At 57.6% G+C, this 25,205-nt stretch carries 21 protein-coding genes; 9 read left to right on the forward strand and 12 right to left on the reverse strand.

Features of this window, described 5'->3' with window-relative positions:
• Window positions 1-190 precede the first annotated feature (190 nt).
• The 4 genes from HQL76_08265 to HQL76_08280 form a co-directional block, all read right to left on the reverse strand.
• Window positions 191-4,537, reverse strand: a complete 4,347-nt coding sequence (locus HQL76_08265) for an SUMF1/EgtB/PvdO family nonheme iron enzyme (protein MBF0109153.1) — start codon at window positions 4,535-4,537, stop codon at window positions 191-193.
• Between the two features lie 18 nt (window positions 4,538-4,555).
• On the reverse strand, window positions 4,556-5,146 hold the full coding sequence (locus HQL76_08270; GenBank protein ID MBF0109154.1) for a hypothetical protein: 591 nt from the start codon (window positions 5,144-5,146) through the stop codon (window positions 4,556-4,558).
• Window positions 5,143-6,039: a hypothetical protein gene (locus HQL76_08275; protein ID MBF0109155.1), complete on the reverse strand. Its 897-nt coding sequence runs from the start codon at window positions 6,037-6,039 to the stop codon at window positions 5,143-5,145. The genes HQL76_08270 and HQL76_08275 overlap by 4 nt, the downstream gene beginning before the upstream one ends.
• 82 nt (window positions 6,040-6,121) lie before the next feature.
• Complete coding sequence (locus tag HQL76_08280; protein MBF0109156.1) at window positions 6,122-6,289, reverse strand: hypothetical protein; 168 nt, start codon at window positions 6,287-6,289, stop codon at window positions 6,122-6,124.
• A 103-nt stretch (window positions 6,290-6,392) separates the two neighbouring features.
• Between HQL76_08280 and HQL76_08285 the strand changes: the two genes are divergently transcribed.
• The 6 genes from HQL76_08285 to HQL76_08310 are packed head-to-tail and all read left to right on the forward strand — an operon-like array spanning window position 6,393 to window position 14,186.
• The gene (locus HQL76_08285) at window positions 6,393-8,639 is read left to right on the forward strand and encodes a regulatory protein NosR (protein ID MBF0109157.1); all 2,247 of its coding nucleotides are present in this window, start codon (window positions 6,393-6,395) and stop codon (window positions 8,637-8,639) included.
• Between the two features lie 26 nt (window positions 8,640-8,665).
• Complete coding sequence (gene nosZ / locus HQL76_08290; protein ID MBF0109158.1) at window positions 8,666-10,603, forward strand: TAT-dependent nitrous-oxide reductase; 1,938 nt, start codon at window positions 8,666-8,668, stop codon at window positions 10,601-10,603.
• Window positions 10,604-10,661: 58 nt separating this feature from the next.
• A complete protein-coding gene (locus HQL76_08295; protein ID MBF0109159.1) occupies window positions 10,662-11,924 on the forward strand; it encodes a nitrous oxide reductase family maturation protein NosD in 1,263 nt (420 codons plus the stop codon).
• A complete protein-coding gene (locus HQL76_08300; protein ID MBF0109160.1) occupies window positions 11,921-12,850 on the forward strand; it encodes an ABC transporter ATP-binding protein in 930 nt (309 codons plus the stop codon). Before HQL76_08295 ends, HQL76_08300 begins: the two co-directional genes overlap by 4 nt.
• An 8-nt stretch (window positions 12,851-12,858) precedes the next feature.
• Complete coding sequence (locus tag HQL76_08305) at window positions 12,859-13,686, forward strand: ABC transporter permease subunit (protein ID MBF0109161.1); 828 nt, start codon at window positions 12,859-12,861, stop codon at window positions 13,684-13,686.
• Entirely contained in the window at window positions 13,683-14,186 is a 504-nt protein-coding gene (locus HQL76_08310; GenBank protein MBF0109162.1) for a nitrous oxide reductase accessory protein NosL, read from the forward strand. The genes HQL76_08305 and HQL76_08310 overlap by 4 nt, the downstream gene beginning before the upstream one ends.
• A 71-nt stretch (window positions 14,187-14,257) precedes the next feature.
• On the opposite strand, the gene HQL76_08315 is transcribed toward HQL76_08310, so the two are convergent.
• The 5 genes from HQL76_08315 to HQL76_08335 all read right to left on the reverse strand — a co-directional run bounded on the left by HQL76_08315 (window position 14,258) and on the right by HQL76_08335 (window position 17,172).
• Window positions 14,258-14,542, reverse strand: coding sequence for a BrnA antitoxin family protein (locus HQL76_08315; GenBank protein ID MBF0109163.1), 285 nt, complete (start codon window positions 14,540-14,542; stop codon window positions 14,258-14,260).
• A complete protein-coding gene (locus tag HQL76_08320; GenBank protein ID MBF0109164.1) occupies window positions 14,514-14,795 on the reverse strand; it encodes a BrnT family toxin in 282 nt (93 codons plus the stop codon). Before HQL76_08320 ends, HQL76_08315 begins: the two co-directional genes overlap by 29 nt.
• 81 nt (window positions 14,796-14,876) lie before the next feature.
• The gene (locus HQL76_08325) at window positions 14,877-15,734 is read right to left on the reverse strand and encodes an energy transducer TonB (protein ID MBF0109165.1); all 858 of its coding nucleotides are present in this window, start codon (window positions 15,732-15,734) and stop codon (window positions 14,877-14,879) included.
• A gap of 238 nt (window positions 15,735-15,972) precedes the next feature.
• Window positions 15,973-16,725, reverse strand: coding sequence for a 23S rRNA (guanosine(2251)-2'-O)-methyltransferase RlmB (gene rlmB / locus HQL76_08330; protein MBF0109166.1), 753 nt, complete (start codon window positions 16,723-16,725; stop codon window positions 15,973-15,975).
• 15 nt (window positions 16,726-16,740) lie between these two features.
• Window positions 16,741-17,172, reverse strand: a complete 432-nt coding sequence (locus HQL76_08335) for a DUF1640 domain-containing protein (protein ID MBF0109167.1) — start codon at window positions 17,170-17,172, stop codon at window positions 16,741-16,743.
• Between the two features lie 156 nt (window positions 17,173-17,328).
• Here HQL76_08335 and HQL76_08340 point away from each other — a divergent pair, with 156 nt between their 5' ends.
• The gene (locus HQL76_08340) at window positions 17,329-18,537 is read left to right on the forward strand and encodes a pyridoxal phosphate-dependent aminotransferase (protein ID MBF0109168.1); all 1,209 of its coding nucleotides are present in this window, start codon (window positions 17,329-17,331) and stop codon (window positions 18,535-18,537) included.
• A gap of 73 nt (window positions 18,538-18,610) precedes the next feature.
• On the opposite strand, the gene HQL76_08345 is transcribed toward HQL76_08340, so the two are convergent.
• The 3 genes from HQL76_08345 to HQL76_08355 all read right to left on the reverse strand — a co-directional run bounded on the left by HQL76_08345 (window position 18,611) and on the right by HQL76_08355 (window position 21,781).
• A complete protein-coding gene (locus tag HQL76_08345; protein ID MBF0109169.1) occupies window positions 18,611-19,669 on the reverse strand; it encodes a nucleotidyltransferase family protein in 1,059 nt (352 codons plus the stop codon).
• 274 nt (window positions 19,670-19,943) lie between these two features.
• Window positions 19,944-20,627 carry a NeuD/PglB/VioB family sugar acetyltransferase gene (locus HQL76_08350; protein ID MBF0109170.1) on the reverse strand — a complete coding sequence of 228 codons (684 nt, stop codon included), beginning with the start codon at window positions 20,625-20,627 and terminating at the stop codon, window positions 19,944-19,946.
• On the reverse strand, window positions 20,624-21,781 hold the full coding sequence (locus HQL76_08355; protein ID MBF0109171.1) for an aminotransferase class I/II-fold pyridoxal phosphate-dependent enzyme: 1,158 nt from the start codon (window positions 21,779-21,781) through the stop codon (window positions 20,624-20,626). The genes HQL76_08350 and HQL76_08355 overlap by 4 nt, the downstream gene beginning before the upstream one ends.
• 422 nt (window positions 21,782-22,203) lie before the next feature.
• Between HQL76_08355 and urtA the strand changes: the two genes are divergently transcribed.
• Together urtA and urtB are read left to right on the forward strand one after the other, a co-directional pair.
• Entirely contained in the window at window positions 22,204-23,493 is a 1,290-nt protein-coding gene (gene urtA / locus HQL76_08360) for an urea ABC transporter substrate-binding protein (protein ID MBF0109172.1), read from the forward strand.
• A 125-nt stretch (window positions 23,494-23,618) separates the two neighbouring features.
• On the forward strand, window positions 23,619-25,205 hold the full coding sequence (urtB, locus tag HQL76_08365; protein MBF0109173.1) for an urea ABC transporter permease subunit UrtB: 1,587 nt from the start codon (window positions 23,619-23,621) through the stop codon (window positions 25,203-25,205).

Below are 25,205 nucleotides of genomic sequence, written 5' to 3' on the forward strand. Positions count from 1 at the left end.
TGCAGATCGATTGTGGGTGAAAAATTCCCTGGATCCCGAAGTCGAAAAACTACGTATCCCAAAATAGGTGCGGTTTAAATCAGGCAAAGTGACAAAAAACGCTCATTTTGTCACTTTGCTTTGTCATTTTACATCGACCAGGGGCTTCGCCCCTGGACCCACAAAAAACAAAAAAAACAACAACCAAAAATCAACGGCTGGCGGGGGCGGCGAGGCGAAAGCCCAGATTGACGCCGCGGTAGCCCGCAAGGCGGCCGTCGCGGAAGCCGACCCGGAGGAGGAAAGCCGGGCGGCGCCAGGACCCGCCCCTCACCCCCAGACGATCACCTTCGGTGATCGTCTGGGGGTCTAACGGCGTGGCGTGGATTGGTTGCTCGTTGTTCGTATCCAGATTCCGGCACCACTCCCAAACATTACCCAACAGGTCACAATGGCCCAGAGGACCGTCGCCTGCCGGATAAAGCCCCACTGGCGTCGGACGGCCAACGTTCCGACCAAAATTAGCCAACTCCGGTGTCGGTTCTGTATTTCCCCAAGGATACTTTCCTCCCTGCAAAGGGGTCGCCGCCGTTTCCCATAACTTTTCACAGGGGAGACGTATGGTTTTTCCCCGTTGTGCGCTCAACCAACGGCAATACGCCATGGCCTCGAACCAGGAAACACCGGTGACGGGCCGGTTGGGATGTTCTGTCTGGGTGTCACAATCCTCCGGGCTGGTCCATGAATTTTTTTGCCGAATGGTCCAGGCTTTGTTCCACCAGCGCGGTTCTTCATACCCCCCCTGTTCCACGAACTGTTGAAATTCCTGGACCGTGACCAGATATTTTCCCAGCTTCCAACCCGTTCCGGGGACCTCGATCAACTGTTCCCGGTTCAATCTTGGGTCGCCCCCCCGTCCCAGGGCCTCGGCGGCGGTGATGCGGGTTTCGATGGGGACCTTGGCGGCCCCATCCCTGGTAAAGATGGCCATCGCCTGTTCCAGGAGTTCCCGGTATTTTTTCTCGATGTCCCGGGGTGGAGGGTAGTTCAGCACAAGCGTGGGGGCGAGCAGTCGTCCCATGATCCCGGCGATCCGGGCGTTGTCGGCCAGGGATGGGGAGGGACCGTGCAGGGTCAATACCCATCCCAGCAACCGGTCCATCGGTCCCTGGCCTCCGTCCAACAGGCATCCCGGAAGCAGGTCGATGGTTTCCCACCATTGCAGGTTGTCCAGTCGGGGTTTGATCATGGACCATGCCGCTGTCTCTTCCATCCACGACAGGTGCCGGGCCGCCATGAATTCCTGAAAGGTCAAATGCCAAAACCGGAGGCGCCCCCGTCCGACTTCTTCGATGATGCCACTGTTGAGGCATTCAAAATGAAGCCAGGCCCTCCCTTTGTGGCGGCGTTCTTCCCCGGACAATCCGGGAAAGTCGCGTAACATGATGGGATCGATGGCTTTGAGGGCGTCATCCCAATCCCAAACAGCCTGTTTTCTTTTTCCCCTGTCGCCGCCCATCATGGCATAGGCCAGCGCGACCATGGCGCGTTCCGCGAATCCATCGTTGAATCCTGCTTTTTCCCGCAAACTTTTCCGGGAGGCGATCAGCCAGCGGATGACCGCCATGTAGACCCGGGACCGCCCTTCGGGCAGTTGCCCTTCATTCCAATGGACGACACACAGGCAGGTGAGCATGACCGGGTTGGTGGCCAGACGGCGGATGGTGGGGCGGTCGAGGATGGCTTTTCCCAGTTGATCACCATAACGCCCGGCCTCGCCTCCGGGAGGTTCACCGATCGGCAGACCGTAAAAACAGGCGATCCATCGATCCAGAAAGTCCTGGATTTCCTCTTGGCCAAAGGGTTCGATCACCCCATGGAAAAAATCCATGCTTCGCATCAGTTCTACCCCAAAGGGGCGGCTGGTGACCACGATCCGGGTTTTGTCCCAATGGAGGAGGGCATTTTGAACAATGGCGAACACCCGTTCCCGCAAAGGGTCGCTGTCTACCTCATCGAGGCCATCCAACAGCAGGACGACCTGTCCATCGGTCAATTTTTGTTCCCAATCGTTCCGCCATTCCTGCACGGCATCCGTCGTGCGGTCGAGGAGGTCGAGCAGACGAAAACGATCATTCGGGCTGGAGGTGGCTTCTTTGGCCAGGAAAAGTGCCAGGTCCGAAAGACGGAGGAGCAGGGGAAGGGGGGGCGGACCGCTCTCTTCCATCCCCAAAAACCGTTTGCGCCAGGAGGTGCTGTCGGGACATTCCATCCCCAGGGCATCCCGGGCGAGCATGGTGGCGGCCAGTTTCAGAAACGTGCTCTTGCCCGCCCCCGGTTGTCCTTCGAGGAGCAAAAGTCGGTGTCTGGGAAACAGATCGGCCAGGGACAGGTGGCCTGCCGTGGTGTCGCCGCGGCTGCGCAGGGTGGTGAACAACCGTTCGATGGGGTAGCGGTTGGCGTGTTGTCCCCGTCCTTCCTTGGAACTGATCCCCTTGATATCGATGTGATCGATCTGGCCCAGCAGGGAACGCAGCCACGGGGCGATGTCGATGGTTTCCCGAGGGGGGACGACCCCGGGTGTCCAGGCACGGACCGGAATGCCGTCGGGATTTTCAGGTCCGAAGGAGACATCATGCAGAAACAGGGCCTCGCCGTTGCCGGTCACCTCCCGTTTTCGCGGCCAAAGGCGGATGGTTTTGTCCGGTTGCAGTGTACCCCAGGCGTACCCCATGAGTCGGGTTTCATTGCGGGTGCCAAACTGTTCCAGACCGAACAGCGACGCCCCCTGGAGGTAGTAACGGGGTTTGCCACCCGAGACGGCGATGGTTTCGCTGCGGTTTTTGTGCATGTGACCGTGCAGGCAGGCCAAAAACCGCTCCGGGGTGTAGAGGGTCTCCCGAAACCGTCCCTGGGCCGCTTCCGACAACCATGCGGGGGGGTGATGCATGAGCAGCAGGGCGGCCCGATCTTCCAGAATGCTCAAGGGGGATTCCCCTCCCGGTCCGGGGGCAAGCAGGGTGTGCAACTGTTCCGTGGCCACTTCCAACTGTCCCTGGACCGCATCATCCAGTGCCAGCCACGCCGAATTGAGCCCCACCACCGACAGGGGTATTTTTCCCGGCAGGTCCAGGTGAACCAGCAGGTCTCCGGGAAAATGGGACGTGGTAAACGCGATGCCGCGTTGTCGCAGGGGCGGCAGGATGGAACGTTCCAGCCAGTCCTGATAATTTTTAAAAAGGGGTACGAAATAGGTGGCGTCTTTTTCTTTCCAAAGGGTATCCAGCAGGATGGCGATTGCGGGATGATCCCGACCTTTGTCGAATTCTTTCAAAATGGCATAGGGGAGGGAGGCCATGCCCTTGGGGCGAACCAGGTCATGATTGCCCGGAACGGGGAGAATCAATGGATCGGGATGATCTGGGGTCCGCAACCATCCTGATAATTCCTTAAGAAAATGATCCAGGAATTGAAATTCCTCGGGTTGCCCCCTCCAGGTCAAATCCCCGGTGATGAAAATTACATCGGGAGGCCCTTCGCGGGCGACCTCTTCAAGGATGCTTTTTTTGAATTCCTGATGTATCTGCCACCAAAGAGATCGGCCAGGGGCCCCCATGTGCAGATCGGACAGGTGCAGCCAGCGCAGGGGGCGATCGGGCGGAACGGATGGCTCGGGAGACAAAAATCTAAACAATTTCTCCAAGTCCATTCCCAGGGCGCTGTCGGATGGGATATTGAGTTTGTCTTTGTGGAACTCGTTCAGTTCCAGGGAAGGATGGGCATGCAGGAGGAATATTTCGTTGATGTTCAAGGTGGAGGCAAGGTTTTTCGTGGGTTCGTTGAATTTGATTCTGAGGTCTGCGATCAGGGTATCTTCGGAAGCCATTTTTTCTGGAATGCGGGTCACGACGGGAACCACCCCGATCAGTTCGGCACCAGGGGGCCGCATGGTGGCGCGGACACCACGCATGATTGATCGGATTCCCTCTATGTTTTCCTCATTGTTGACAAAAAGACATACTGCCCGATCCGCCATCAGGGTCAGGACAGCCCCTCCCATTTCCGTGACGCCGGTACGGGCGTCGATCAAAAGAAAGTCAGGGTTATACTGTTTGCGGATGATTTCCTTGAGTTCGATAAAGAAGGGGACGCCCCAATGGGCAGGGCCATAAAAAATATCATGCCAGTTCAATCGGGCAAGACGTTGCCAATAGCCGGGATCCCGGGGGTTGCCGGCGGCCAGGAGGCGCATGGGGACAAATCCGGGCCACAGCCCCTCATCCTGTTCGATGAAATGGGGTTCCAACACCAGTTCCGGCAATCTTTGGCCGGGATTTTTTTGATCTGTGGCAAAATCATGCAACAGATCGACCATGCCTCCGGAAACCTCGTCTTTCATCCTCAGTTTATAGTGCAGACCCGGTGCCTCCAGGTCGAAGTCGATCAGAAAGGTTTTCTTCCCTTCTCGGGCCAGATATTTTGCCATACTCGCCAGGGCCAGGGTCCGTCCAACCCCCCCTTTGTATGAATAAAATACGATGGTCTGTAAATTTGCCATAGGAATGTGTGTATTATTTTAGATGGGTTGGAGAACCTGGAGTCCATAAGCAATTCTTGCTGCCATTTTCTCGTAGGAAGCCGTAATGGGGTTCTCCAAACAAGAAAATTGCGATTTTGTTTTTTCTTTGACGACTTGTTGCATTCTGGTATTGCAAAATTCCAAGAGTTCTGATATTTCACGTCGCAGTTGTGCGTCCGAGTTCGCAGCGTCCGACTGTATCAAAATCACCAAAACATTTAGCGCTGGACCGAATTGTTTGTCTGGCAGGAGTTCGTTTTTTATGCGTTCGAGCGAGTGTCTGATGCGATCTGGTGGCGCCGACATCAAGAGCTGACGTCCCGCTTTTCCGGCTTGGGCCAATTGTTCCTCGCTTGCCGTTTTTACCGTTATATTCTTAAGATAGGCAGTGACGCTTGGTAGATCGGGCATGGCGATCTCTTCGGTTGCGGCGTCAAAACCCGGTTCTGATAATAGCCGGATGACATCCGCATCCTGAATCAAAGGACAGCAATCGTCGGAATAAGGAGGACGTAAAAGACGCAGATTTTTTTCCATTTGAACGACGGCCCAACCGTCGCCAGGTGAAATTGCAATGATCTTGATCATGTAATGTCCTTCCATTCAAGATTTTGCCTCATCATGATGGTATTGACTGTTTCAAAAGCGCTTACCAGGAGCATGTCGGCTTCGGACAGTGTTCCAAAACTGACATTGTTACTGCCTAAATCATAGAGTCGATCATAATCACTCTTCTTTATACGGATTTCTTGAACATAGGGTAACGTCAGGGGTTGGACAAAGATGGCTTCGATGTATTCCATTTCAGAGCAAACATTTTTTGACCATTCTTGTCTTGGCCAGGAATCCAGATCGGGGCGGTGTTTGAGTGCCATCAGGTGGTGGCGTTGGGCGTGACTCGCGATAGAGGTTTTCAATTTTGTTTCTTCCAGCTGGTTTTCATGATTCATGAATATTTTCAGACTGTCTCCGATTAGATAAGCCACGGGGGAGAAGGGCCTGTCCCAAAATCGATTATCGATGACAACGCATATTTCTCCGTATTTGGTGGCGCCAAGACCACCAATATTCAAAGCTCCATAGTGAAATTCATGGCCACGTTGAAAACTCTCCTCGAACCGGGTTCGCTTGGTATGCAATTCATTGATGTCTTTATTGTCGCTAAGTTTTTTCCTGATCCATTCCGCAGGGGACTGCTGTCCTTCCCTTGTGTAGGTCGCAGCTTTCTTTTCTGCCCATTCATGAATATTTTCCAGTTTGTTTGTGGAAAGAAAGGCGTGCAAGGTGACGAAGCGCATGTTGACCGTCACATTTCCCTTTTTAAGAACCAATGCGCTCATGTCACGCAAGGCGGTTGCGTTGGCGCCCGTGCCTGAGCTGTGTGTTGCGAACTGTTGTTCCAGGAGCGGATCATTGGTCCGGGCCAGGGCAAACAGGTCCAGGGGCGTGGGGGAAGGGGCGGCGGAAGGGGTCATCGTCATGACGTGGCAAACTTTTTTGATGAGATCGTAAAGTTGGATGGTACAAAATAATTGTAAACAGTTTCGTTGGCAAGCCAGTTCTTCACTCCGCCAAATTCTCCAGGGAGACGGTCACGCTGGCCAACGATAAAAACTTCAGGCCAAAGGCCGGGTCGCCTGCTTTATAATTAAGTGACAGTATATTTTTTTTAATTTGAAAGCAATCTGTGTGATTTGCCGCATGAAGTGTGTGGTTCTTGATGAACGTCAAGGAGATTTATCCAGGAAGAGGACATCGTTCAGGTGCGACGCGAAGTATCGATTGTTCAATGGTCATGACCAGGGAAGGTCCAATGGAGTCATCATTCTTTTCAATGAATAATCTATATTCTTTTTTAAAATCACCCACGGAACGTTCATGGAGTCCGCGGCAGGGAAGATTTTTTTCCCTGCGCCAAAGGAGACATGCCTGCCGGCAACGGTCCTTTGTCCTTCCTGTTTTCAGTCTGTTGGCAGGGTTTGTCCTGGCGTTGGGACTGCTGTTTTCCCCCGTGGCGCTGGCCAGGGAGTTCAGCGCCTACCACGCCGAGGTTTCTCCGGGAGAGGTTTTTCCCGATGCCACGCGCTTCGAGGACCAGGGCGATGGGGTACACCTGGCTCTCAAGGATGGCACGCCTGCGGGATATGTCTTTTTGACTAATGATGTAGGTTATTCAGGAAAGCCGATCAAGGTGTTGGTGGGGATGGACCTGGAGGGAAGGATCATTGGCGCGAAGGTGGTGCAACATCACGAGCCGATTCTTCTGGTGGGTATTCCCGAGGAAAAACTGTTTGGTTTCGTGAGTCGCTTCATCGGACGCAACCCCATGGCCGAAAGCCGCGACGGCGGCGGTACGGCAGCGGTGGATGCCATCAGTGGCGCCACGGTGACGGCCATCGTCATTCAGGACGGCATCACCCGTGCCGCCCGGCGGGTGTTGCGCGCGCACGCCTCTTCCGGTGGTCAAGAGCCCATCCGGGAAACCGTCACTCTGGCGCCCCCTCCCTACCAGGCCCGGGATTGGATGACTCTGATGGGGGAGGGGTCGATCCGGCGGTTGACCCTCCTGAATTCGGAGGTCAACGACGCCTTCGCCAAAATGGGGGTGGGCAGCGGCGAACCCTACCTGAAACCGGGAGATCCGACCGCCACCTTCATCGACCTGCACGCAGCCCTTGTGACGCCGGAAATCCTGGGACGCAATCTGTTGGGCGACGCCGAATACGAAAACATGCGCCAATGGTTGCAACCGGACCAGCAGGCCATCCTGGTGATGGCCAACGGTGAATATTCCTTCCGTGGCTCCGGTTTTGTCCGCGGCGCCATCTTTGACCGCATCAAGCTGGTTCAGGACGGGGACAGCACCCTGTTTCGCGACCGGCACTACCGGCGCATGCGCGCCTTGGCTCCGGGGATGCCCGATTTTGCCGAAATCGCCCTGTTCCGCCTCCCCCGTGAGGCAAACTTCGACCCCATCCGCCCCTGGCAACTGGATCTTCTGGCGCTGCGCCCGGTTGGTCCCATCGAGAAGGCTTTTGCCCACTTTACCCTGGACTATGCCTTGCCGGAGGCGTTCCTTCACCGGGAAATTCCACCCGCTTCCCCAGCCACATCCCAGGTTTCAGCCGCTCAAACTGGCGCCGACGATCCCTCGTCGCCCCCCTTGTGGGAACGAATCTGGCGACAACGATTGCCGGACCTGATCATTCTGGGGACGGCCCTGATGGTGCTGACCCTGGTCTTTTTCTTCCAGGAAATAGTGATCCGTTACCCCGTGGGAACGGAACGGCTGCGCATCGCTTTTTGGGTCTTCACTCTGGTGTGGTTGGGTGGATATGCCCAGGCGCAACTGTCCGTGGTCAATGTCTTCACCTTTCTTCATGCCTTCATGACCGGTTTTCGTTGGGATTTTTTCCTGTTGGAACCCCTGATTTTCGTCCTTTGGAGCGCCACCGCCATTTCCATGCTGTTCTGGGGACGGGGCGCCTTCTGTGGCTGGTTGTGTCCTTTCGGAGCGCTGCAAAGCCTGCTCAACCTTTTGGCGCGAAAGGTCGGTATTGTGCAGTTTTCCCTTCCGTTCATCTGGAACGAGCGGTTGTGGGCCATCAAGTACATTCTTTTCCTGGTGTTGCTGGGGGTCTCCTTCCACTCGATGGCCACGGCGGAATATCTGGCCGAGGTCGAACCCTTCAAGACCGTGATGCTGTTGCACTTTCAAAGGGAATGGCCCTTCGTTCTGTGGGCGGTGCTGCTGTTGGTGGCGGGAATTTTCATGGAACGGTTTTTCTGCCGTTACCTGTGTCCTCTGGGGGCCGCCATCGCCATTCCGGGACGGATGCGGTTGTTCGAGTGGCTCAAGCGGCGCAAACAGTGCGGCTTCGAGTGCGGCATCTGCGCCCGGGAGTGCATGACCCAGGCGATCCACCGCAACGGCGCCATCAATCCCAACGAGTGCCATTATTGTCTTCACTGCCAGGTCAATTATCTGGACAAGACGGTTTGTCCCCCCCTTGTTGCCCGTCGCATCCATCGTGGCAAACGAGGGGGACCCTCCGCCGCCGGCAATACACCACACCCTTAGTTGATTCAACCTTCAAGGAGCATTCAATGGAGAACAAGGAAAAGCAGGACAACGGCATTTCGCGGCGTCGATTGTTGGAGGGGGGTTGCGCCATCGCCGCCCTGGGCGGGGTGGGGGGACTGGCGGGGCGGGTCACGCTGGGTGGAACCGCCGCCCTCGCCACGACCGGGGTCGTGGCCACGGCCCAGGCCGCAGGCAAGGTCGAGGTGCCGCCGGGACAGCTTGACGAATATTACGGCTTCTGGAGCGGCGGTCAATCCGGCGAGGTCCGGGTTCTGGGCATCCCCTCCATGCGCGAACTGTCGCGCATCCCGGTGTTCAACCGGTGCAGCGCCACGGGGTGGGCCCGTACCAACGAAAGCCTGAAAATCCTCAGCGAGGGGCTGACCCCGGAAACCAGAGCCTACCTGAAAAAACAGGGACTGGTCACCTACGAAAACGGCGACACTCATCATCCCCGCCCCTCCTTCACCAAGGGTTCCTATGACGGGCGTTTCCTGTTCATCAACGACAAGGCCAACACCCGCATCGCTCGCATCCGTCTGGATGTCATGAAGACCGACAAGGTGCTGGAAATCCCCAACGCCCATGCCATCCATGGCCTGCGGCTCCAGCGTTATCCCAAGACGGGTTATGTCTTCTGCAACAGTGAAATGCGCATTCCCATCCCCAACGATGGTTCCGTCCTTGACGACCCCAAGAAGTACACCGGCATCTTCACCGCCGTGGATGGGGAGACCATGAAGGTGGCCTGGCAGGTGTTGGTGAGTGGCAACCTGGACAACAATGACGCCGATTACGAGGGCAAGTGGGTGGCCGCGACCTGCTACAACTCGGAGGAGGGGTTTACCACCGCCGACATGACCGCGTCTCCGGTGGACCATGCGGTATTCTTCAATATTCGCGCGATCGAGGCGGCGGTCAAGGCCGGCAAGGCCGAGACCATCGGCGGGGTGCCGGTGCTGGATGGACGCAAGGCGGCCAAATCCGAATTCACCCGCTATATTCCGGTGGCAACCAGTCCACACGGCTGCAACGCCACCCCCGACGGCAGGTATGTGGTGCTCAACGGCAAACTTTCTCCCACCGTGACCGTGGTGGAATGGGCCAGGCTCGATGACCTTTTCGCCGGAAAGATCACCGAGGCGGAGTGCATCGTGGCCAATCCGGAAATCGGCGCCGGGCCGTTGCATACCACATTCGATGGTCGCGGCAACTGTTACACCTCGGTGTTTCTCGACAGTCAGATCGTCAAATGGAACATGGAGGATGCCATCAAGCAGTACAAGGGGGACAAGGGCGTCAATCCCATCCGCCAGAAACTCGATGTTCAATACCAGGTGGGCCATACCAATGCCTCCAACGCTGAATCGAAGGATGCCGATGGCAAATGGCTGGTGGCCCTGTGCAAATTTTCCAAGGACCGCTTTCTCAACGTCGGCCCCACCAAGCCGGAAAACGACCAGTTGATCGATATTTCCGGCGATGAAATGAAACTGGTGCATGACGGTTCCACCTATCCGGAACCGCACGATGGCGTCATCGTTCATGCCTCCAAGATCAAACCGGTGGACCTGTGGAATCCCAACGATCCCCTGTTTGCCGATCTGCACGCCATGGCCAAAAAGGACGGGGTGACCCTGGGTACCGACTCCAAGGTGATCCGCGATGGCAAAAAGGTGCGGGTCTATATATGGTCCGCGGCCCCCTCCTTCAGCATGACCGAATTCAAGGTCAAAAAAGGGGATGAGGTGACGGTGATCGTGTCCAATACGGACGATATTTCCGACCTGACCCATGGTTTTACCCTGGTGGGACACGGGGTGGTGATGGAGATCGGACCCCTGGCCCATGCCTCGGTGACCTTTACCGCCGATCGTCCCGGGGTGTGGTATTATTACTGCCAATGGTTCTGCCATGCGCTGCACATGGAAATGCAGGGTCGCATGCTCGTGGAACCATGACGTGAATCGGATGGCCCTGATGACGGACAGGGACGTGGTTTGTCTTTTGGTCCTGTCCATGGTGTTTGCACTGACCTTCGCCCTGGGGGACCCTGGGTCCCTTCTGGCAAGGGAAATCCTTGTGTCTCCAGGGGATGGGGCGCTGGCCGGGGCCATTGCCGGCGCTGCCCCTGGGGATACCTTGCGGCTGTCGGCGGGGCGATACGATGGCGGGATCGTGGTGGACAAACCGCTGACGCTGCAAGGGGAGGACGGGACCGTCATCGACAATCACGGCCAGGGTCGGGTATTGTCGGTGGCGGCGTCGGGTGTGGTGCTGCGGCGACTCACGGTACGGGGGTCGGGGGTCGATCATGCCGAAATCCATGCCGGCATCTACCTTGGTGCCGCCGCCCGGGAAACCCTGGTGGAAGAGTGCCGGGTGGAGGATAATCTTTTCGGTATCGCGGTTCAGGGCGCCTCCGGAGTCATCCTGCGCCGCAACCGCATCGCCAACCGCAACGACCTGTGGCTTAACAATCGGGGCAACGGCATCAATGTCTGGAACAGTCATGGCTCCCGCTTCGAGGAAAACCGGATTACCGGCGGTCGGGACGGAATCTTCATTACCCTTTCGAGCCGCAATTTGATTCGGGGCAATCATTTCGATCATCTTCGTTTTGCCGTGCATTACATGAACGCCGATCGCAACGAGGTGCGCGATAATGTGTCCCGAGGCAATACCATCGGTTTTGCGCTGATGTATTCCAACCGCCTGACCGCCACGGGAAATCTTTCGGTGGGGGACCGGGACCACGGTATTCTGTTTCACACCGTGCATCATTCGGAACTGGCGGACAATGCCGTTCTCCATGGCGCGGGCAAATGCACCTTCGTCTATACTTCCGCCGGCAATCTGATTCATGGCAACTGGTTCGAGGGGTGTGGCATCGGCCTTCATTTTACCGGCGGTTCGGAACGCAACCTGGTGTATGGCAACGCCTTTGTTCGCAATCACAATCAGGTCAAGTATACCGGAACCGTGTTCTACGAATGGTCCAGGGACCGCCGCGGTAATTTCTGGAGCGATAACCCCGCCTTCGACATGAATGGCGATGGTCTGGCCGATCTGGCCTTCAAGCCCAACGATCTGGTGGATCGGGTGGTGTGGCGCTATCCTCTGGCGCAATTGCTTCTGGCAAGCCCGGCGCTCCAGACGTTACGGATCGCCCAGGGCCGGTTTCCCGCCCTTTATCCCGGCGGGGTCATCGACAGTTGGCCGTTGATGGTTCCGCCACCGCCGCCGCCGTTGTTGATCGGCGAACGGGAGGGGGGAGCATGAGCGCGGCCATGATTTCCGTAACCGGGCTGCACAAGGTTTATCCGCGGCATCACGCCTTGCGAGGATTGAACCTGGAGGTGCCACCGGGGATTTGCCTGGCCCTGTTGGGACACAATGGCGCCGGCAAAAGCACGCTGATGAAAATTTTGCTGGGCGTTACCCGGGGAACCTCGGGGTCGGTGCGGGTGTTGGGGGTGGAGCCGGGGAGATCGGGATTGGATTTCCGTCGCCAATTGGGTTTTCTTCCGGAAAATGTGGCCTTTTACGAGGAGATGACCGGGGTCGAGACCCTGAACTATTTTGCCCGACTCAAGGGGATCCCCCGGCAGAGGGGGTTGGAATTGCTGGCCCGGGTGGGGATCGAACATGCGGCGGGACGACGGGTGAAGACGTTTTCCAAGGGGATGCGCCAGCGCCTGGGACTGGCCCAGGCCTTGTTGGGGGAACCGCGATTGCTGTTGCTGGACGAACCAACTACTGGACTGGATCCCATGCTGCGTCTGGAATTTTTTCGCATCATCCGTGAGCTGGTGGACAACGGGACCACCGTTTTGCTCTCCTCCCACATCCTGACCGAACTTGAAGCCCGAACCGATCGGGTGGCGATTCTCCGGGAAGGGCGGCTGGTGGCCCATGGAACCCTGGAGGAACTGCGGCACCGCGCCGGATTGTCCGCCCGCCTGATTCTTTTTCCGGGCCGGGATTCGGGAGGGCTGGCCGCGTTTTGTCTTGCATGGCAGGGCCGGATGCTCCCTTCGGGTGCCTGGGAGTTGCACATTGCCGAGGATCGGAAGATGGAGGCCATTCGGTGCATGGCTTCGTTGGGCGACCAGGTGCAGGATTTCGAACTTGTCCTGCCGACCCTGGACGACGTGTACGCCCATTTTGGTCATGGCAAACACTTTTTGGCCCTGGAGGGGACATGATCGGTGGCATGGGAACCGTGGGGCTGATTGCCGGCAAGGAAATCCGGGATGCGGTGCGCAACCGTTGGGTCGCTGCCGCCACCCTGCTGTTGGCGGCGCTGGCATTTGTCCTGACGTTTCTTGGCAGTACACCCACGGGGACCCTGGAGGCCAAACCTTTGGCGGTGACGGTCGTGAGTCTGGCCAGTCTGACCATCTTTCTCGTGCCCCTGATTGCCCTGCTCCTTTCCTACGATGCCTTCGCGGGGGAGGCGCAACGGGGAACCCTGTTGTTGCTGCTCACTTATCCCACCACCCGATGGCGGATTCTGTTGGGTAAATTTCTCGGTCACACCGCCGTCATCGCCATTGCCACCATCATCGGTTATGGCGCCGCGGGCCTGGCCGCGGGCCTGGCGACCGGAGGGTCCGATCCCGCCAGTTGGCGTGCGTTTGTCGCCCTGCTCGCTACCTCGATCATGCTCGGTTCGGTCTTTATCGCCATGGCCTACGTCGCCAGTCTGTCGGTGCGGGAACCGAGTACCGCGGCGGGGATTGCCATCGGTCTGTGGTTGTTTTTCGTGCTGTTGTTCGACCTGGGTCTTCTGGGACTGCTGGTCTCGACCAAGGGCCAGATTTCGCCTACGGTCTTTCCCTATTTGCTGTTGCTGGATCCGGCGGACATCTTTCGCCTGTTCAACCTGAGCGCCTTCGACAACGTCCGGGTGTTCTCCGGTCTGGCGGGATTGAGCGGTGCGGTGAATTTATCGCCGGGGTTGCTGCTGGCGGCGTTGACCGTGTGGATTGCCTTGCCGTTGGGATGGTCGGCGTGGCTTTTTCGCGGGAGGGAACTGTGAGAGTCCTCATCCTGGCATCGATTCTGTTGGGGTTGTCGGGATGTGCCGATACGGACCCTTCCTCCATGCCACGACCTCGGGAACCTTCCGCCACCGACCGGGGCTATTATTGCGGCATGTCCCTGGCGGAACACTCCGGTCCCAGGGGGCAAATCTTCCTGGAAGGGCATCCGGAGCCTTTGTGGTTTTCCTCCATTCAGGATGCCCTGTTCTATCGGTTTACCGAAGGGGAGACTTTGAGGACCCAGGCCTTCTATGTCAACGACATGGGCAATACCGACTGGGACAGGCCCCAGTCCGGTGCCTGGGTCGAGGCCGGATTGGCGCTTTACGTCGTGGACAGCCGTCGCGGTGGCGGCATGGGCGCTCGGGAATATGTCCCTTTTTCCCGGAGGGAGACCGCGGAGGCCTTCGTCAGGGATTACGGTGGCGTCATCGTGTCTTTCGAGGAATTGCCCCGTTCCATGATCGCCTCTTCTCCCCCGGATCCGGGTATCTGAAACCGGTCCGATCGATCACCGGATCGGCAGCGGGTGTTACGGGCCAAGGTTGTGAATCCCAGGACGGTCCGTCAGGACGGATGGTGCGACTTGAGCCAATCCCGCAGGGCATCGTTCATGCGCGTTTGCCACCCTTTGCCGGATGCGCGGAAAGCCGAAATGACGTCGGCGTCGAAACGCACCGTCGTGGAAATCTTGGTGGCATATCCCGGCGGACATCCGCCACGGCGTTTGAACTGAATCAGTTCATGATCGTGCAGCGGAGGATTGTCCGGGTCGCTCAGTGCGGCGGCAGTGAAGATCGCATCTTCTTCCGGTGTGGGGATTTCAATCTTCATTTTCGCGTTCTTCGACATAGCGCATCACCTCCTTCACGTTGGCCTTGCGCAAGCTGATGATCCGGCGAACATCCATTCTGTCCACGAAAACGACCACATGAACCCGTGTCCCAAGAACGGCAAGGGCGATCTGACGGATCTCGCCATAATCGCGTCGGGTGTCTTCCCAGATCAGCGCCTGGTCCCAGTCCAGATGGGCGGCTTCCGCCAGGGAGAGACCATGTTTCTCTCGGTTGATGAGGTCCTTGGCGGAGTCATGGCGGATCTTCATGAAGGTCATTGTAGTAACATCATCTTCTGGATGCAATCATGAAAACCCCCGGCGGCTCGATCCTGTCACCGCGCCACCCGTTCATCCCCCGTCGGCCAAACGAAAGGTGATGGGGACTTCCACGGCGGTCGCCTCCGGAATGCCACCGCTCCGGGCGGGTGAGAAATGCCATTCCAATACGGTTTCCCGGGCCGAATCGTCCAGAATGGAATGACCCGAGCTTTTCATGATTTCCACCCGGTTGGGCGTTCCGGTCGCATCGATGAAAATACGCAAAAGAACCGTCCCTTCCAGTCCGCGGCGACGGGCCAGGGGGGGGTATTCGGGCTTGGGGGCGACACGAATCATCGGCAAAACGTCCGCCTGGGTCTGTCGGAAAGGAGGTGCCGGATTCCGCAAACCGGGTTCATGCACTGGCGGCGGTTGGAACTCCGTGGACGTGCTTTCTTGGGTGTTCCGGGTTTCGCGGGTGGGGGCGTCCTCGACCGGAGGTTCATCCTCCTGGGTCGGGGGGGAGATTTTTCTTGGCGGCGGTTTTTTCCTTGGAGGAAGCAGGCGCGGTTTTGGTGTGGGTACTTCCGGTTGGACCGGGGGGGACTCTTCCTGAATGGCGGGGATGGGTTCTTTCGGAACCGTTTCCTTGGGTGGATCGGGTTGTTTCTCGATGAGCGGCTCTTGGGGGGCTTCCTGTTTTTCCTCCGGCACAACCTTGTTGTCTTCCGTTGGGAGATTGGCCATGGCCGGGGGCGCTTCGGGAATCGCCAGTGGCTCGGGAGACGCCGGTTGGGTCGGGGCGGGCGGTTTTTCCGTCACGGGGAGGATCGTGACAAAGGCCTCCAGAGGCACCGGATTGGCGTGCCTCGGGGGAAGAGTGCTGACGACAAACCCGACGAGAATTCCATGCAGGACCATGGAGGCCATGAACGTCCAGGATTTCATCACCATCCACCACGGACACAAAGCGTAAACGGATGATCGCGTTTTGTCGGGGCTTGCATGCAACCTTCTTTTCGTTGTGCTCCTTCTGACGATCCGAAGTGTCGTGCAAGTGAAATGCCGCGAAAAAACATAACAAGATCAATATTGATCCATACGATCATGCAATCATTCGCGGCAAATGGCGCGGAATGTGGCAAATGACACAGTGGTGTTGGCGATGCAGGGATTGGTGTATCGTTTATCCTTTGGAACCGCGTTGCCGGGCCCGGTAGATATGGCAGGCGATGCCGCAAGCCACCGAGACATTCAGGGAGCCGGCGCCCCCCTGAATCGGAATGGCGGAGAGAACATCGCAATTGTCGCGGGTCAGGCGGCGCAATCCCTTTCCCTCGTTGCCGAGGACCAGGGCCGTGGGCCCGAGGAAGGAATGATCATCGAGAGAACGTTGCGCTTCCGCTTCAAGACCGATGATCTCGACCCCATGTTGTTGCAGTTCTTTCATCGCTCGCGCCAGGTTGGTGACGCGAATGGTATCGATTCGTTCTGCCGCCCCCGCCGAGGCTTTGACAGCGGTTCCCGAAAGGGGGGCGGTCCGATCCTTGGGCAAAATGACCGCCAGGGCGCCGAAGGCCTCCGCGGTACGCAGAATGGCTCCCAGATTTCGTGGATCTTCAATCCCATCCAGAAGGATCAGGAGGTCTCGTGAACCCGGCGTCAGACGGTGCAACAGTTGATCGAATCCAGGTTGTTCCCGAATGCCGACGCGCACCGCGAGCCCCTGATGGGTGGCGGTTCCGGTCGTTCGGTCCAACACCTGCCGTTCGACCAGTCGGGGGCGGATCCCTTTTTCCCTGGCGAGAATCAGGGCATTCTGGAATTTCTCTCCCCGGCCTCCCTTCAGCGCCATCATCGATTCCACGGGGCGCCGTGTCGTCAACAAGGCAAGCACCGGGTTGATCCCAAAGACCCATTCCTGTTCGGTATTTTCCATTGCATCTCCAAAGGGTCAAAGCAGTTTTACCAGTGCCGCCACGGCCCCAACCGCCACGAACATCAGGCTCCCAAGCTTGATCACCATCCGTTGCTCCAGTTCCTTGAGGTCCCGCTTCAGTTCCGCCCGGACCGATTCGATCTTGACATCGAGTTCCTTGATATCCCGCCTCAACTCCGATCGGAGCGAATCGATGTCCCGCTTCAACTCTGCCCGGACCGACTCGATCTTGACATCGAGTTCCTTGAGGTCCCGTTTCAACTCCGCCCGGAGCGACTCGATGTCCCGCTGCACATTCACCTGGACCTGTTCCAGTTCCAGTTTGGTGGCCAGGCGTTCTTCCATCCATTCGACGATGGTTTCGGCCTGTATTTCCGCCTGGGCTTCGGGAACACCGGCGGCTTTCAATTTTTTGGCGTAGGCCAGCGAATCAAACATGAGCGGCATGATGAAACACTCCATTGACGAAATTGTTCAGGGTTTTGTCATCATGCATGGTCACTTTCCATTCTCGTTGGTCGAGCGAATGGGATCCTCCTGTATTTCATGAGGCAACAGTGCTAGATTCGCGCCGTCCTGAAACCCTTGCTGGAGACCAAGACCATGGCCGTCCCATCCCATCGCATTCAGAAGGTGAAGCCTTCGGCAACACTACAAATTACCGCCAAAGCCAAGGCGTTGCGCGCCCAGGGCAGGAATGTCATCGGACTGGGCGCGGGCGAACCCGATTTCGATACCCCGGAACACATCAAGGAAGCGGCCATTCGTGCCCTGCGCGAAGGATTCACCAAGTATACGCCTGTCGATGGCATCCCCGAACTGAAAAAGGCGATCATCGGCAAAATGCAACGGGACAACCATCTTTCGTATGAACCCGACGAGGTATTGGTCACCTCGGGGGGCAAGCAGGCTTTTTTCAACATGGCCCTCGCCATGCTCAATCCGGGAGACGAGGTCATCATTCCCGCCCCCTACTGGGTCTCCTACCCCGACATGACCCTGGTCGCGGACGGACAACCGGTCATCATCGATACCCATGAGTCCGACGGGTTTAAACTGAATCCCGAACGTCTGGCCGCCGCGATCACCCCGAAAACCCGTTTTGTCGTCCTCAATTCGCCGTCCAATCCCACCGGGGCCGCCTACAGCGCCCTGGAAATGACAAAAATCGCCGATGTCCTCCGTGCCCATCCCCATGTCTGGGCCGTCAGCGACGACATTTATGAAAAAATTGTCTACGACGGTTTTCGTCATGTCACTCTTGTCGCGCTTGCCCCTTTTCTCAAGGATCGGACCCTGATTCTCAACGGTGTTTCCAAAACCTATTCCATGACCGGATGGCGTATCGGCTACGCCGTCGGTCCGCGCGAGGCCATCAAGGCCATGGGCAAGGTTCAGGAACAAAGCACCTCCTGCGCCACATCCATCGCCCAAAGGGCCGCCGCCGTCGCCATTTCCGGCGATCAGGCGTGTGTCGAACCCATGGTCCAGGCGTTCAAGGAACGCCGCGATTTCATCGTCGCCGCCCTGAACGCCATTCCGGGAATACATTGCAACATGCCGGAAGGGGCCTTTTATGTTTTTCCCAACGTTGGAGGATTGATGGGGAGAAAAACGCCCAAGGGAGCGCTCATCAACAACAGCATGGATCTGGCGGACTACCTGTTGAACGATCTGGATGTCGCTCTGGTACCGGGTCTTGCCTTCGGCAAGGATCCCTTCGTCCGGATTTCCTTCGCCATCGCCCTGGATGACCTGAAGGAGGCGATGAAAAGGATCGAGAGGGCGGCACGGGAGTTGGGTGTTGTCTGAATCTTGAAGGGCATGGCCCTGACGGTTTTCCCGGGAAGGGGCGAGCCCCTTCCCGGGCCGGTTCCGTGGATCTTCAGGAAAATACCTCGGAATAATCCTGGCTTGCCTGTTTCAAATCCGCCATCCGACCGATGTCCATCCAATAGTCCAGAAACGGAAACGCTGCCGTGGCATGTCCGCTTGCGATCACTTTGTGGAAGAGGTCGGGCATGTCGAAATAGGTGTTGCGTGGAATGTAATCCACAACCTGCGGATCCAGGAGGTAGATTCCCGCATTGATGAAATATTCCTGGACCGGTTTTTCCTCGATGCCGAGCAGTGTGTGTTGGCGGGTATGGACCACGCCATAAGGAATCGCCTGTTCCACCTTGCGGACACACAAGGTTGCCAGTGAGCCATGTTCCTCGTGAAATTCGAGGATGTTTTTGAAATTGATCTGGGTCAGGAGGTCGCCGTTCATGACGAAGAAGGGTTCCTCGGGCACCTCCGGCAGGAGGGCCAGGGGACCTGCCGTTCCCCGCCGTTCATCCTCCTCCAGATAGTGGATGTCCACGCCCCAATCGGAACCATCCCTGAAATAATCCTGAATGACTTCCTTGCGATAGTTTACCGACACATAAAACTTGTAAAAGCCGTGGGCGGCAAAACTTTCGAGGATCAGTTCAAGGATTGGTTTGGTTCCGACTTTCAACATTGGTTTGGGACAGGTTTTGGTCAGAGGACCCATGCGCGATCCCAACCCCCCTGCCATGAGCACCACCCAGTTTTTTCGTTGCTCCCGGCTGGCCAATTCCCGCAAGGTCTTCAGGCCGATCAGCCGTCCCTCTTCATCGATGATGGGCATGTGATCGATGCTTTTGCTCGTCATCAACGCCAGGACCCGGTCTTCGGCATCGGTCGCCCGAGCCACCGTCGGTTCGCGCGCCATGACCCGTTCCACCGGGTCTTTCATGTTGACTCCATTGAGAAGTCCCCGACGGATGTCGCCATCCGTGACGACACCGATCAATCGGTTCGCCTCATCCGTCACCAAGGCCACCCGCAGCGCACCCCGATCGATGACCTTCATGACATCCAAAACCGATGTCTGCGAACCGATGACAACCTTTCGCCAATACTCAACGGTCGTCATAAATGTATCCTCCCTGGTTCGACAATTGCCGACGATGACCCGATCCCCATGGATCTTTTCAACAGTGCCAAACCTTGACAGGTTCAAGGTTCAATGGCTGCATCGCAAAAAGAATGCCGGCGGGAGAACGAACGTATCCTGTTGATTTTTCGTATGGATGATTTCCTTGGGGAGGAATGTATCCGGGACAACGGGAAAAACATCCCTGGCGTCAGGGCAAGATTTTCCAACGGATGGAAGCGACGATTTTTCCGGGAGGGATGTTTCGGACGTGTCATTGGCCACGGGTCATGCGGCGGGCGGGAACGCCCGCGACCCGGTCCCCGGATGCGACGTTGGCAACGACGGTCGCTCCGGCGGCGACCAGGGCCCCGGCGCCGATCCGGATTCCCTGAATCACCACGGCTCCGGTTCCGATATGAGCGCCCCGTTCGACGTGTACCCCACCGGACAGAATCACCCCTGGGGCGATGTGGACATGATCATCGATCAGGGTGTCATGGTCGATGCGGGCGCCGGTATTGATGATCACATTGTTTCCCAGGACCACCCCCGGTTGAAGGATGGTCCCGGCCATGATCTGGCAACCTTCGCCCATGCGCACCCCGGAGGCTTGAAGGCGATGGGGATGCGGCACCGGGCAGAAAGAGTAGCCCAGCGTGTTGTAATGCTCGAACAAGCGAATCCGTTTGCCGTTGTCGCCGACGGAACCGATTCCGAGAATCAATCCTGTCGTTGGCGGGGGAAACCGTAGCAACAGTTGGTCATCGGAATGAACCGGCTCCATCTTTTCGCACCAGGGGGGGAGGAGTTCATGCGTTGGGATATAGACAGCCGAAACCACGGTGGCGGTTTGGATCAAGGCGTCCATCAGGACCCGGGCATGCCCGCCGGCGCCCAGGAGGACCCGATGCAGCACTGAATCACCCGTGTTGACATCGACCAGGGAGGTGGTCACGGATTCAGCGCCGCAATGCCCCGGCGCACCTCGGTCACGACCTGTTCCAGTTGTGCATCGGTGATGGTGGTGGAACAGGGAAGGACCACGATGCGATACCATAGTCCCTCGCTGACCATCTGGCGCGAGGCCAGGGCTTTGCGATAGGGGTCCTGGAGATGCAACGGTTTCCAGAACGGTTTGGCCTCGATCCCCTGTTGACGCAGGAACAGGCGCAGGTCCTGGACGCGATCGGGAGTGGCGCGGTCGAGAACGATTCCGGAGAACCATGCCGCCGACCGACCATCGAGCGACCGGGGAAAGAGGGAGACGTCCTCGATGTCCCCGAGTGACCTGGCATAGAATTCGCGGATCCACCTTTTCCGGGCCACCAGGTGGTCCAGCCGTTCCAACTGGGCGCAGCCCACCGCCGCCTGAAGGTTGGTCAGGCGATAATTGAAGCCGACCTGATCATGATCATAGGCTTCACCCAGGCGTGCGGTGGTGGAAAGGTGACGCACCTTTCGCAGCAGGGCTTCATCATGGCCAACGACCGCGCCGCCGCCGCCGCAGGTGATGGTTTTGTTGCCGTTGAAGGAAAAGACGGTCACATCGGCCCCCAGGTCACCCACATTCTTTCCCTGATAACGGGCGCCCAGGGCTGCGGCGCCATCCGCCACCACGGGAATTTGAAAGTGATGGGCAAGCGTGACGATCCGATCCATGGGCGCCGGTTCACCCAGGATATGGACCGGCATGATGGCGGTCACCGGTTTTCCGGTTGTCTTGTGACGGACCCGACCGCACCGGATGTCGCATTCACGGTGCAGCAGTTCTTCCATGAGACCGGGGTCGATATTCCAGCCGTTGGCATCGACATCCACCAGCCAGGGTTCAGCGCCGCAATAACTGACGGCGTTGGCACTGGCAATGAAGGTCAGGCTTGGAACCAGCACCAGGTCTCCCGGTCCAACCCCCAGGGCCCGCAAAGCGACATGAAGTCCCGCGGTTCCCGATGCGGTCGCCACCGCAAACGGCGCTCCCGACGCTTCGGCCACCATCTGTTCGAAGCGACCGACGAACGGGCCGACCGACGACACGAATCCACTGTCGATGCATTCCTTGAGATAGGCCGCTTCGTTGCCGGCAAGATTCGGAACCGCAAGAGGAATCATCCGTTTCTCTCCCGATGGATGAAAAAAAACAAGACCCCGAATTGGAGTCTCGATGATCTGGTTGTTCCCCATTTTCGTCTCAACCTGCCTCCCGGATCAATACACGAACGTTGCGATGGATTTTTTTTTGGTCGCATTTTCGCGGTCACCATGATGCTGCATTTATGTGCATCTGGTGCATCGATTTCTTTCATGAGGCGGCAGAATATGATGATATTTTGTGCATTCGTGATTCAAACCGGGGTTGGGGCCATTCTTTGAAATGACTGGATAAATTTTATTTTTATTACGGGTAGGGCATTTGGAACGATAATTACATTTTTCATTATTCCATGGCATGTGGGTTGCCATGCTCCAGGGCAAGATGAATCAGCGGTTCCAGCCGGCGTGCTGGAATCCGTCGCGACGATAAGGAGACCAAAATGTCAAGAGGGAAATGGTTTGAATGGGTCGTGGGTGCGTTGATTGCCATCTGGGCGGGGTGCGGAGGGGTGGCGCATGCGGCGGACACGATCAAGGTTGGGGTATTGCATTCCCTGTCCGGCACGATGGCCATCAGCGAAACCACGCTGAAGGACACGGTGTTGATGATGGTGGAGGACATCAACAAACGGGGTGGATTGTTGGGGAAGAAGGTGGAAGCGGTGGTGGTCGATCCCGCCTCCAACTGGCCGCTGTTCGCCGAAAAGGCCCGGGAACTCCTTTCCAAGGAGAAGGTGGATGTGGTGTTTGGTTGCTGGACCTCGGTTTCCCGAAAATCGGTGCTGCCGGTGTTCGAGGAGTTGAACGGACTGCTTTTCTATCCGGTGCAGTACGAAGGGGAGGAAAGTTCGCGCAACGTGTTTTATACCGGTGCCGCACCCAACCAGCAGGCAATTCCCGCCGTGGACTATCTGCTGGGTTCGGAGGGGGGTGGCGCCAAACGCATCGTCCTTCTGGGAACGGATTATGTCTACCCGCGCACCACCAACAAAATTTTGCGCGCCTACCTCAATGGCAAGGGGATTCCCGACGCGGACATCTGGGAAAACTATACCCCCTTTGGCCATTCGGACTGGCAGACCATCGTTTCCCAGGTGAAAGCCTTTGCCTCCCAGGGAAAAAAGACGGCCGTCGTTTCAACGATCAACGGCGATGCCAATGTACCGTTCTACAAGGAATTGGGCAACCAGGGCATCAAGGCCGAGGAAATTCCCGTGATCGCCTTTTCGGTCGGAGAGGAGGAACTTTCCGGCATCGATACGAAACCGTTGGTGGGGCACCTGGCGGCCTGGAATTATTTCATGAGTGTCGCCTCGCCGGAAAATACCGCCTTCATCAAGGGGTGGCATGCCTTCATCAAGGATGGCAAGCGGGTCACCAACGACCCCATGGAAGCCACCTACATCGGTTTTAAAATGTGGGAGCAGGCGGTTCGGCAGGCCGGCACCGCCAATGTCGATGCCGTGCGCCAGGCCATGTACGGACAGAAGGTGAAAAACCTCACCGGCGGGGTGGCAGTGATGAACACCAACCATCACCTTTCCAAACCGGTCCTGATCGGTGAGATCCAGGATAATGGTCAGTTCGATGTGGTGTGGAAAACGGAAGGTTTGGTCGTTGGCGACGCCTGGTCCGATTTTATCCCTGAATCCGCCAAGTTGACCGCCGACTGGACGTTCCCCTGGGTGTGTGGCAACTGCCAGAACCCTGTTTATGGGGCGGCGAAATAGTTCGGGTCGCAGATTCGTCCCCTCCGGCAGCGCTGCCGGAGGGGAATTCTTCACATCAGGAACGTGGATCGATCATGTTTTCATCGTTTCGAAGATCGTGGTTCATCCCGCATGCCCCTTTCCTGATGGCGCTGGTCTGGATGATGACCTGCTCTTCTGTCGCTCGGGCATTGACGACGGAGGAACTCAAGCCTCTTGCCGACAATGATTATTCGATGAAAATCAACGCTGTCGAAGCGTTGGCGGCAACCGGTGATCCGGCACTCGAAGCCATCTTCAAGGCCATGTTGGAGGGACGCCTTTTCACCCGCCGTGCCGATGGGGGCATCGTGATCGGCGAACAGGTGGCGCAACGGTATCGACTGATCGACCCGATTGATGGAAAAAACGTCGGCGAGGAGACGGATGACGCGCTTGAAAAGGTAAAAGTAAACAATAAATTACGTAAAGTATTGCGCGGTGCGCTCGGTGGCTTGACCCTGATGGCGCCGGACCGGGGGCAACGGATTCGGGCCGCGCGAGCGATGCTTGCCAGCCCCGTCATCGATCAGCTGCCTCTGTTGGAAAAGGCTCGGGACGCCGAGGCTGATCCAGAGGTGGCACGATGGCTGGGAATGGCCCGGGATGCGATTCTCCTGACCGGCTCCGACGTCGCAAGCCAAAGGCTTGAGGCGCTTGCCCGTCTGGAGAAGGAGGGGGGGGTTCAGGTGGGAACGCTTTTGGGGCAGGTTGCCAACCAGACCTCCCCAGGCCCTTTCAAGCAGGCCCTGTCCGAGGCCAGTGACCGGGTACGGAGGCACATTGAACGATGGGGGTTGCTGGGCAATTTGTTCCAGGGGCTTTCCTTGGGGTCGGTGTTGCTTCTGGCGGCGGTGGGCCTGGCCATCACCTTCGGCGTGATGGGGGTGATCAACATGGCCCACGGGGAGTTGGTGATGCTCGGGGCCTATACCATCTTCGTCGTTCAGGATCTCTTTCGCGCTGTGGCTCCGGATTTGTTGGACTGGTCGCTCCTGATCGGAACGCCGCTTGCTTTTCTTGTCGCCGGCGGTTTTGGCATCGCCATCGAACGTGGCATCATCCGCCATCTTTATGGCCGTCCCCTGGAAACCTTGTTGGCAACCTGGGGACTGAGCCTTGTTTTGCAACAGTTGGTCCGTTCCGCTTATGGCCCGACCAATCGCGAGGTCAACACTCCTTCCTGGATGAGCGGCGCCATCGAAACCAGCCAGGGACTGATTTTTACCTACAACCGCATCGCCATCATCCTGTTCAGCCTGGCGGTGGTTCTGGGATTGGCCTTCATCGTCAAACGGACCACCTTCGGCCTGCGGATGCGGGCCGTCACCCAGAACCGACCCATGGCTGCCTCGATGGGCATCCGTACCGGCTGGGTGGATGCCATGACTTTTGGTCTTGGGTCTGGAGTCGCGGGTCTGGCGGGGGTGGCGCTGTCCCAGATCGATAACGTGTCTCCCAACCTGGGACAAGCCTACATCATCGACAGTTTCATGGTGGTGGTGTTCGGTGGGGTCGGCAATCTGTGGGGGACGGTGGTCGGCGCCTTGTCTCTGGGGATGGCCAACAAGTTTTTCGAACCGGTCGCCGGCGCCGTTCTGGCAAAGATACTGATCCTGCTGGCCTTGATCCTGTTCATTCAAAAACGTCCCCGGGGAATGTTCCCCCTCAAGGGACGGGCGGTGGAGGCCTGA

Source organism: Magnetococcales bacterium (assembly GCA_015228815.1).
Classification (GTDB): domain Bacteria; phylum Pseudomonadota; class Magnetococcia; order Magnetococcales; family UBA8363; genus UBA8363.

What these genes read in the sequence shown, in the direction of transcription:
- HQL76_08265 (MBF0109153.1), bottom strand. Translation starts at nt 4,537, where the DNA reads ATGGCAAATTTACAGACCATCGTATTTTATTCATACAAAGGGGGGGTT.
- HQL76_08270 (MBF0109154.1), bottom strand. Translation starts at nt 5,146, where the DNA reads ATGATCAAGATCATTGCAATTTCACCTGGCGACGGTTGGGCCGTCGTT.
- HQL76_08275 (MBF0109155.1), bottom strand. Translation starts at nt 6,039, where the DNA reads ATGACGATGACCCCTTCCGCCGCCCCTTCCCCCACGCCCCTGGACCTG.
- HQL76_08285 (MBF0109157.1), top strand. Translation starts at nt 6,393, where the DNA reads ATGAATAATCTATATTCTTTTTTAAAATCACCCACGGAACGTTCATGG.
- nosZ (MBF0109158.1), top strand. Translation starts at nt 8,666, where the DNA reads ATGGAGAACAAGGAAAAGCAGGACAACGGCATTTCGCGGCGTCGATTG.
- HQL76_08295 (MBF0109159.1), top strand. Translation starts at nt 10,662, where the DNA reads ATGGTGTTTGCACTGACCTTCGCCCTGGGGGACCCTGGGTCCCTTCTG.
- HQL76_08300 (MBF0109160.1), top strand. Translation starts at nt 11,921, where the DNA reads ATGAGCGCGGCCATGATTTCCGTAACCGGGCTGCACAAGGTTTATCCG.
- HQL76_08305 (MBF0109161.1), top strand. Translation starts at nt 12,859, where the DNA reads ATGGGAACCGTGGGGCTGATTGCCGGCAAGGAAATCCGGGATGCGGTG.
- HQL76_08315 (MBF0109163.1), bottom strand. Translation starts at nt 14,542, where the DNA reads ATGTCGAAGAACGCGAAAATGAAGATTGAAATCCCCACACCGGAAGAA.
- HQL76_08320 (MBF0109164.1), bottom strand. Translation starts at nt 14,795, where the DNA reads ATGAAGATCCGCCATGACTCCGCCAAGGACCTCATCAACCGAGAGAAA.
- HQL76_08325 (MBF0109165.1), bottom strand. Translation starts at nt 15,734, where the DNA reads ATGAAATCCTGGACGTTCATGGCCTCCATGGTCCTGCATGGAATTCTC.
- rlmB (MBF0109166.1), bottom strand. Translation starts at nt 16,725, where the DNA reads ATGGAAAATACCGAACAGGAATGGGTCTTTGGGATCAACCCGGTGCTT.
- HQL76_08335 (MBF0109167.1), bottom strand. Translation starts at nt 17,172, where the DNA reads ATGCCGCTCATGTTTGATTCGCTGGCCTACGCCAAAAAATTGAAAGCC.
- HQL76_08340 (MBF0109168.1), top strand. Translation starts at nt 17,329, where the DNA reads ATGGCCGTCCCATCCCATCGCATTCAGAAGGTGAAGCCTTCGGCAACA.
- HQL76_08345 (MBF0109169.1), bottom strand. Translation starts at nt 19,669, where the DNA reads ATGACGACCGTTGAGTATTGGCGAAAGGTTGTCATCGGTTCGCAGACA.
- HQL76_08355 (MBF0109171.1), bottom strand. Translation starts at nt 21,781, where the DNA reads ATGATTCCTCTTGCGGTTCCGAATCTTGCCGGCAACGAAGCGGCCTAT.
- urtA (MBF0109172.1), top strand. Translation starts at nt 22,204, where the DNA reads ATGTCAAGAGGGAAATGGTTTGAATGGGTCGTGGGTGCGTTGATTGCC.
- urtB (MBF0109173.1), top strand. Translation starts at nt 23,619, where the DNA reads ATGGCGCTGGTCTGGATGATGACCTGCTCTTCTGTCGCTCGGGCATTG.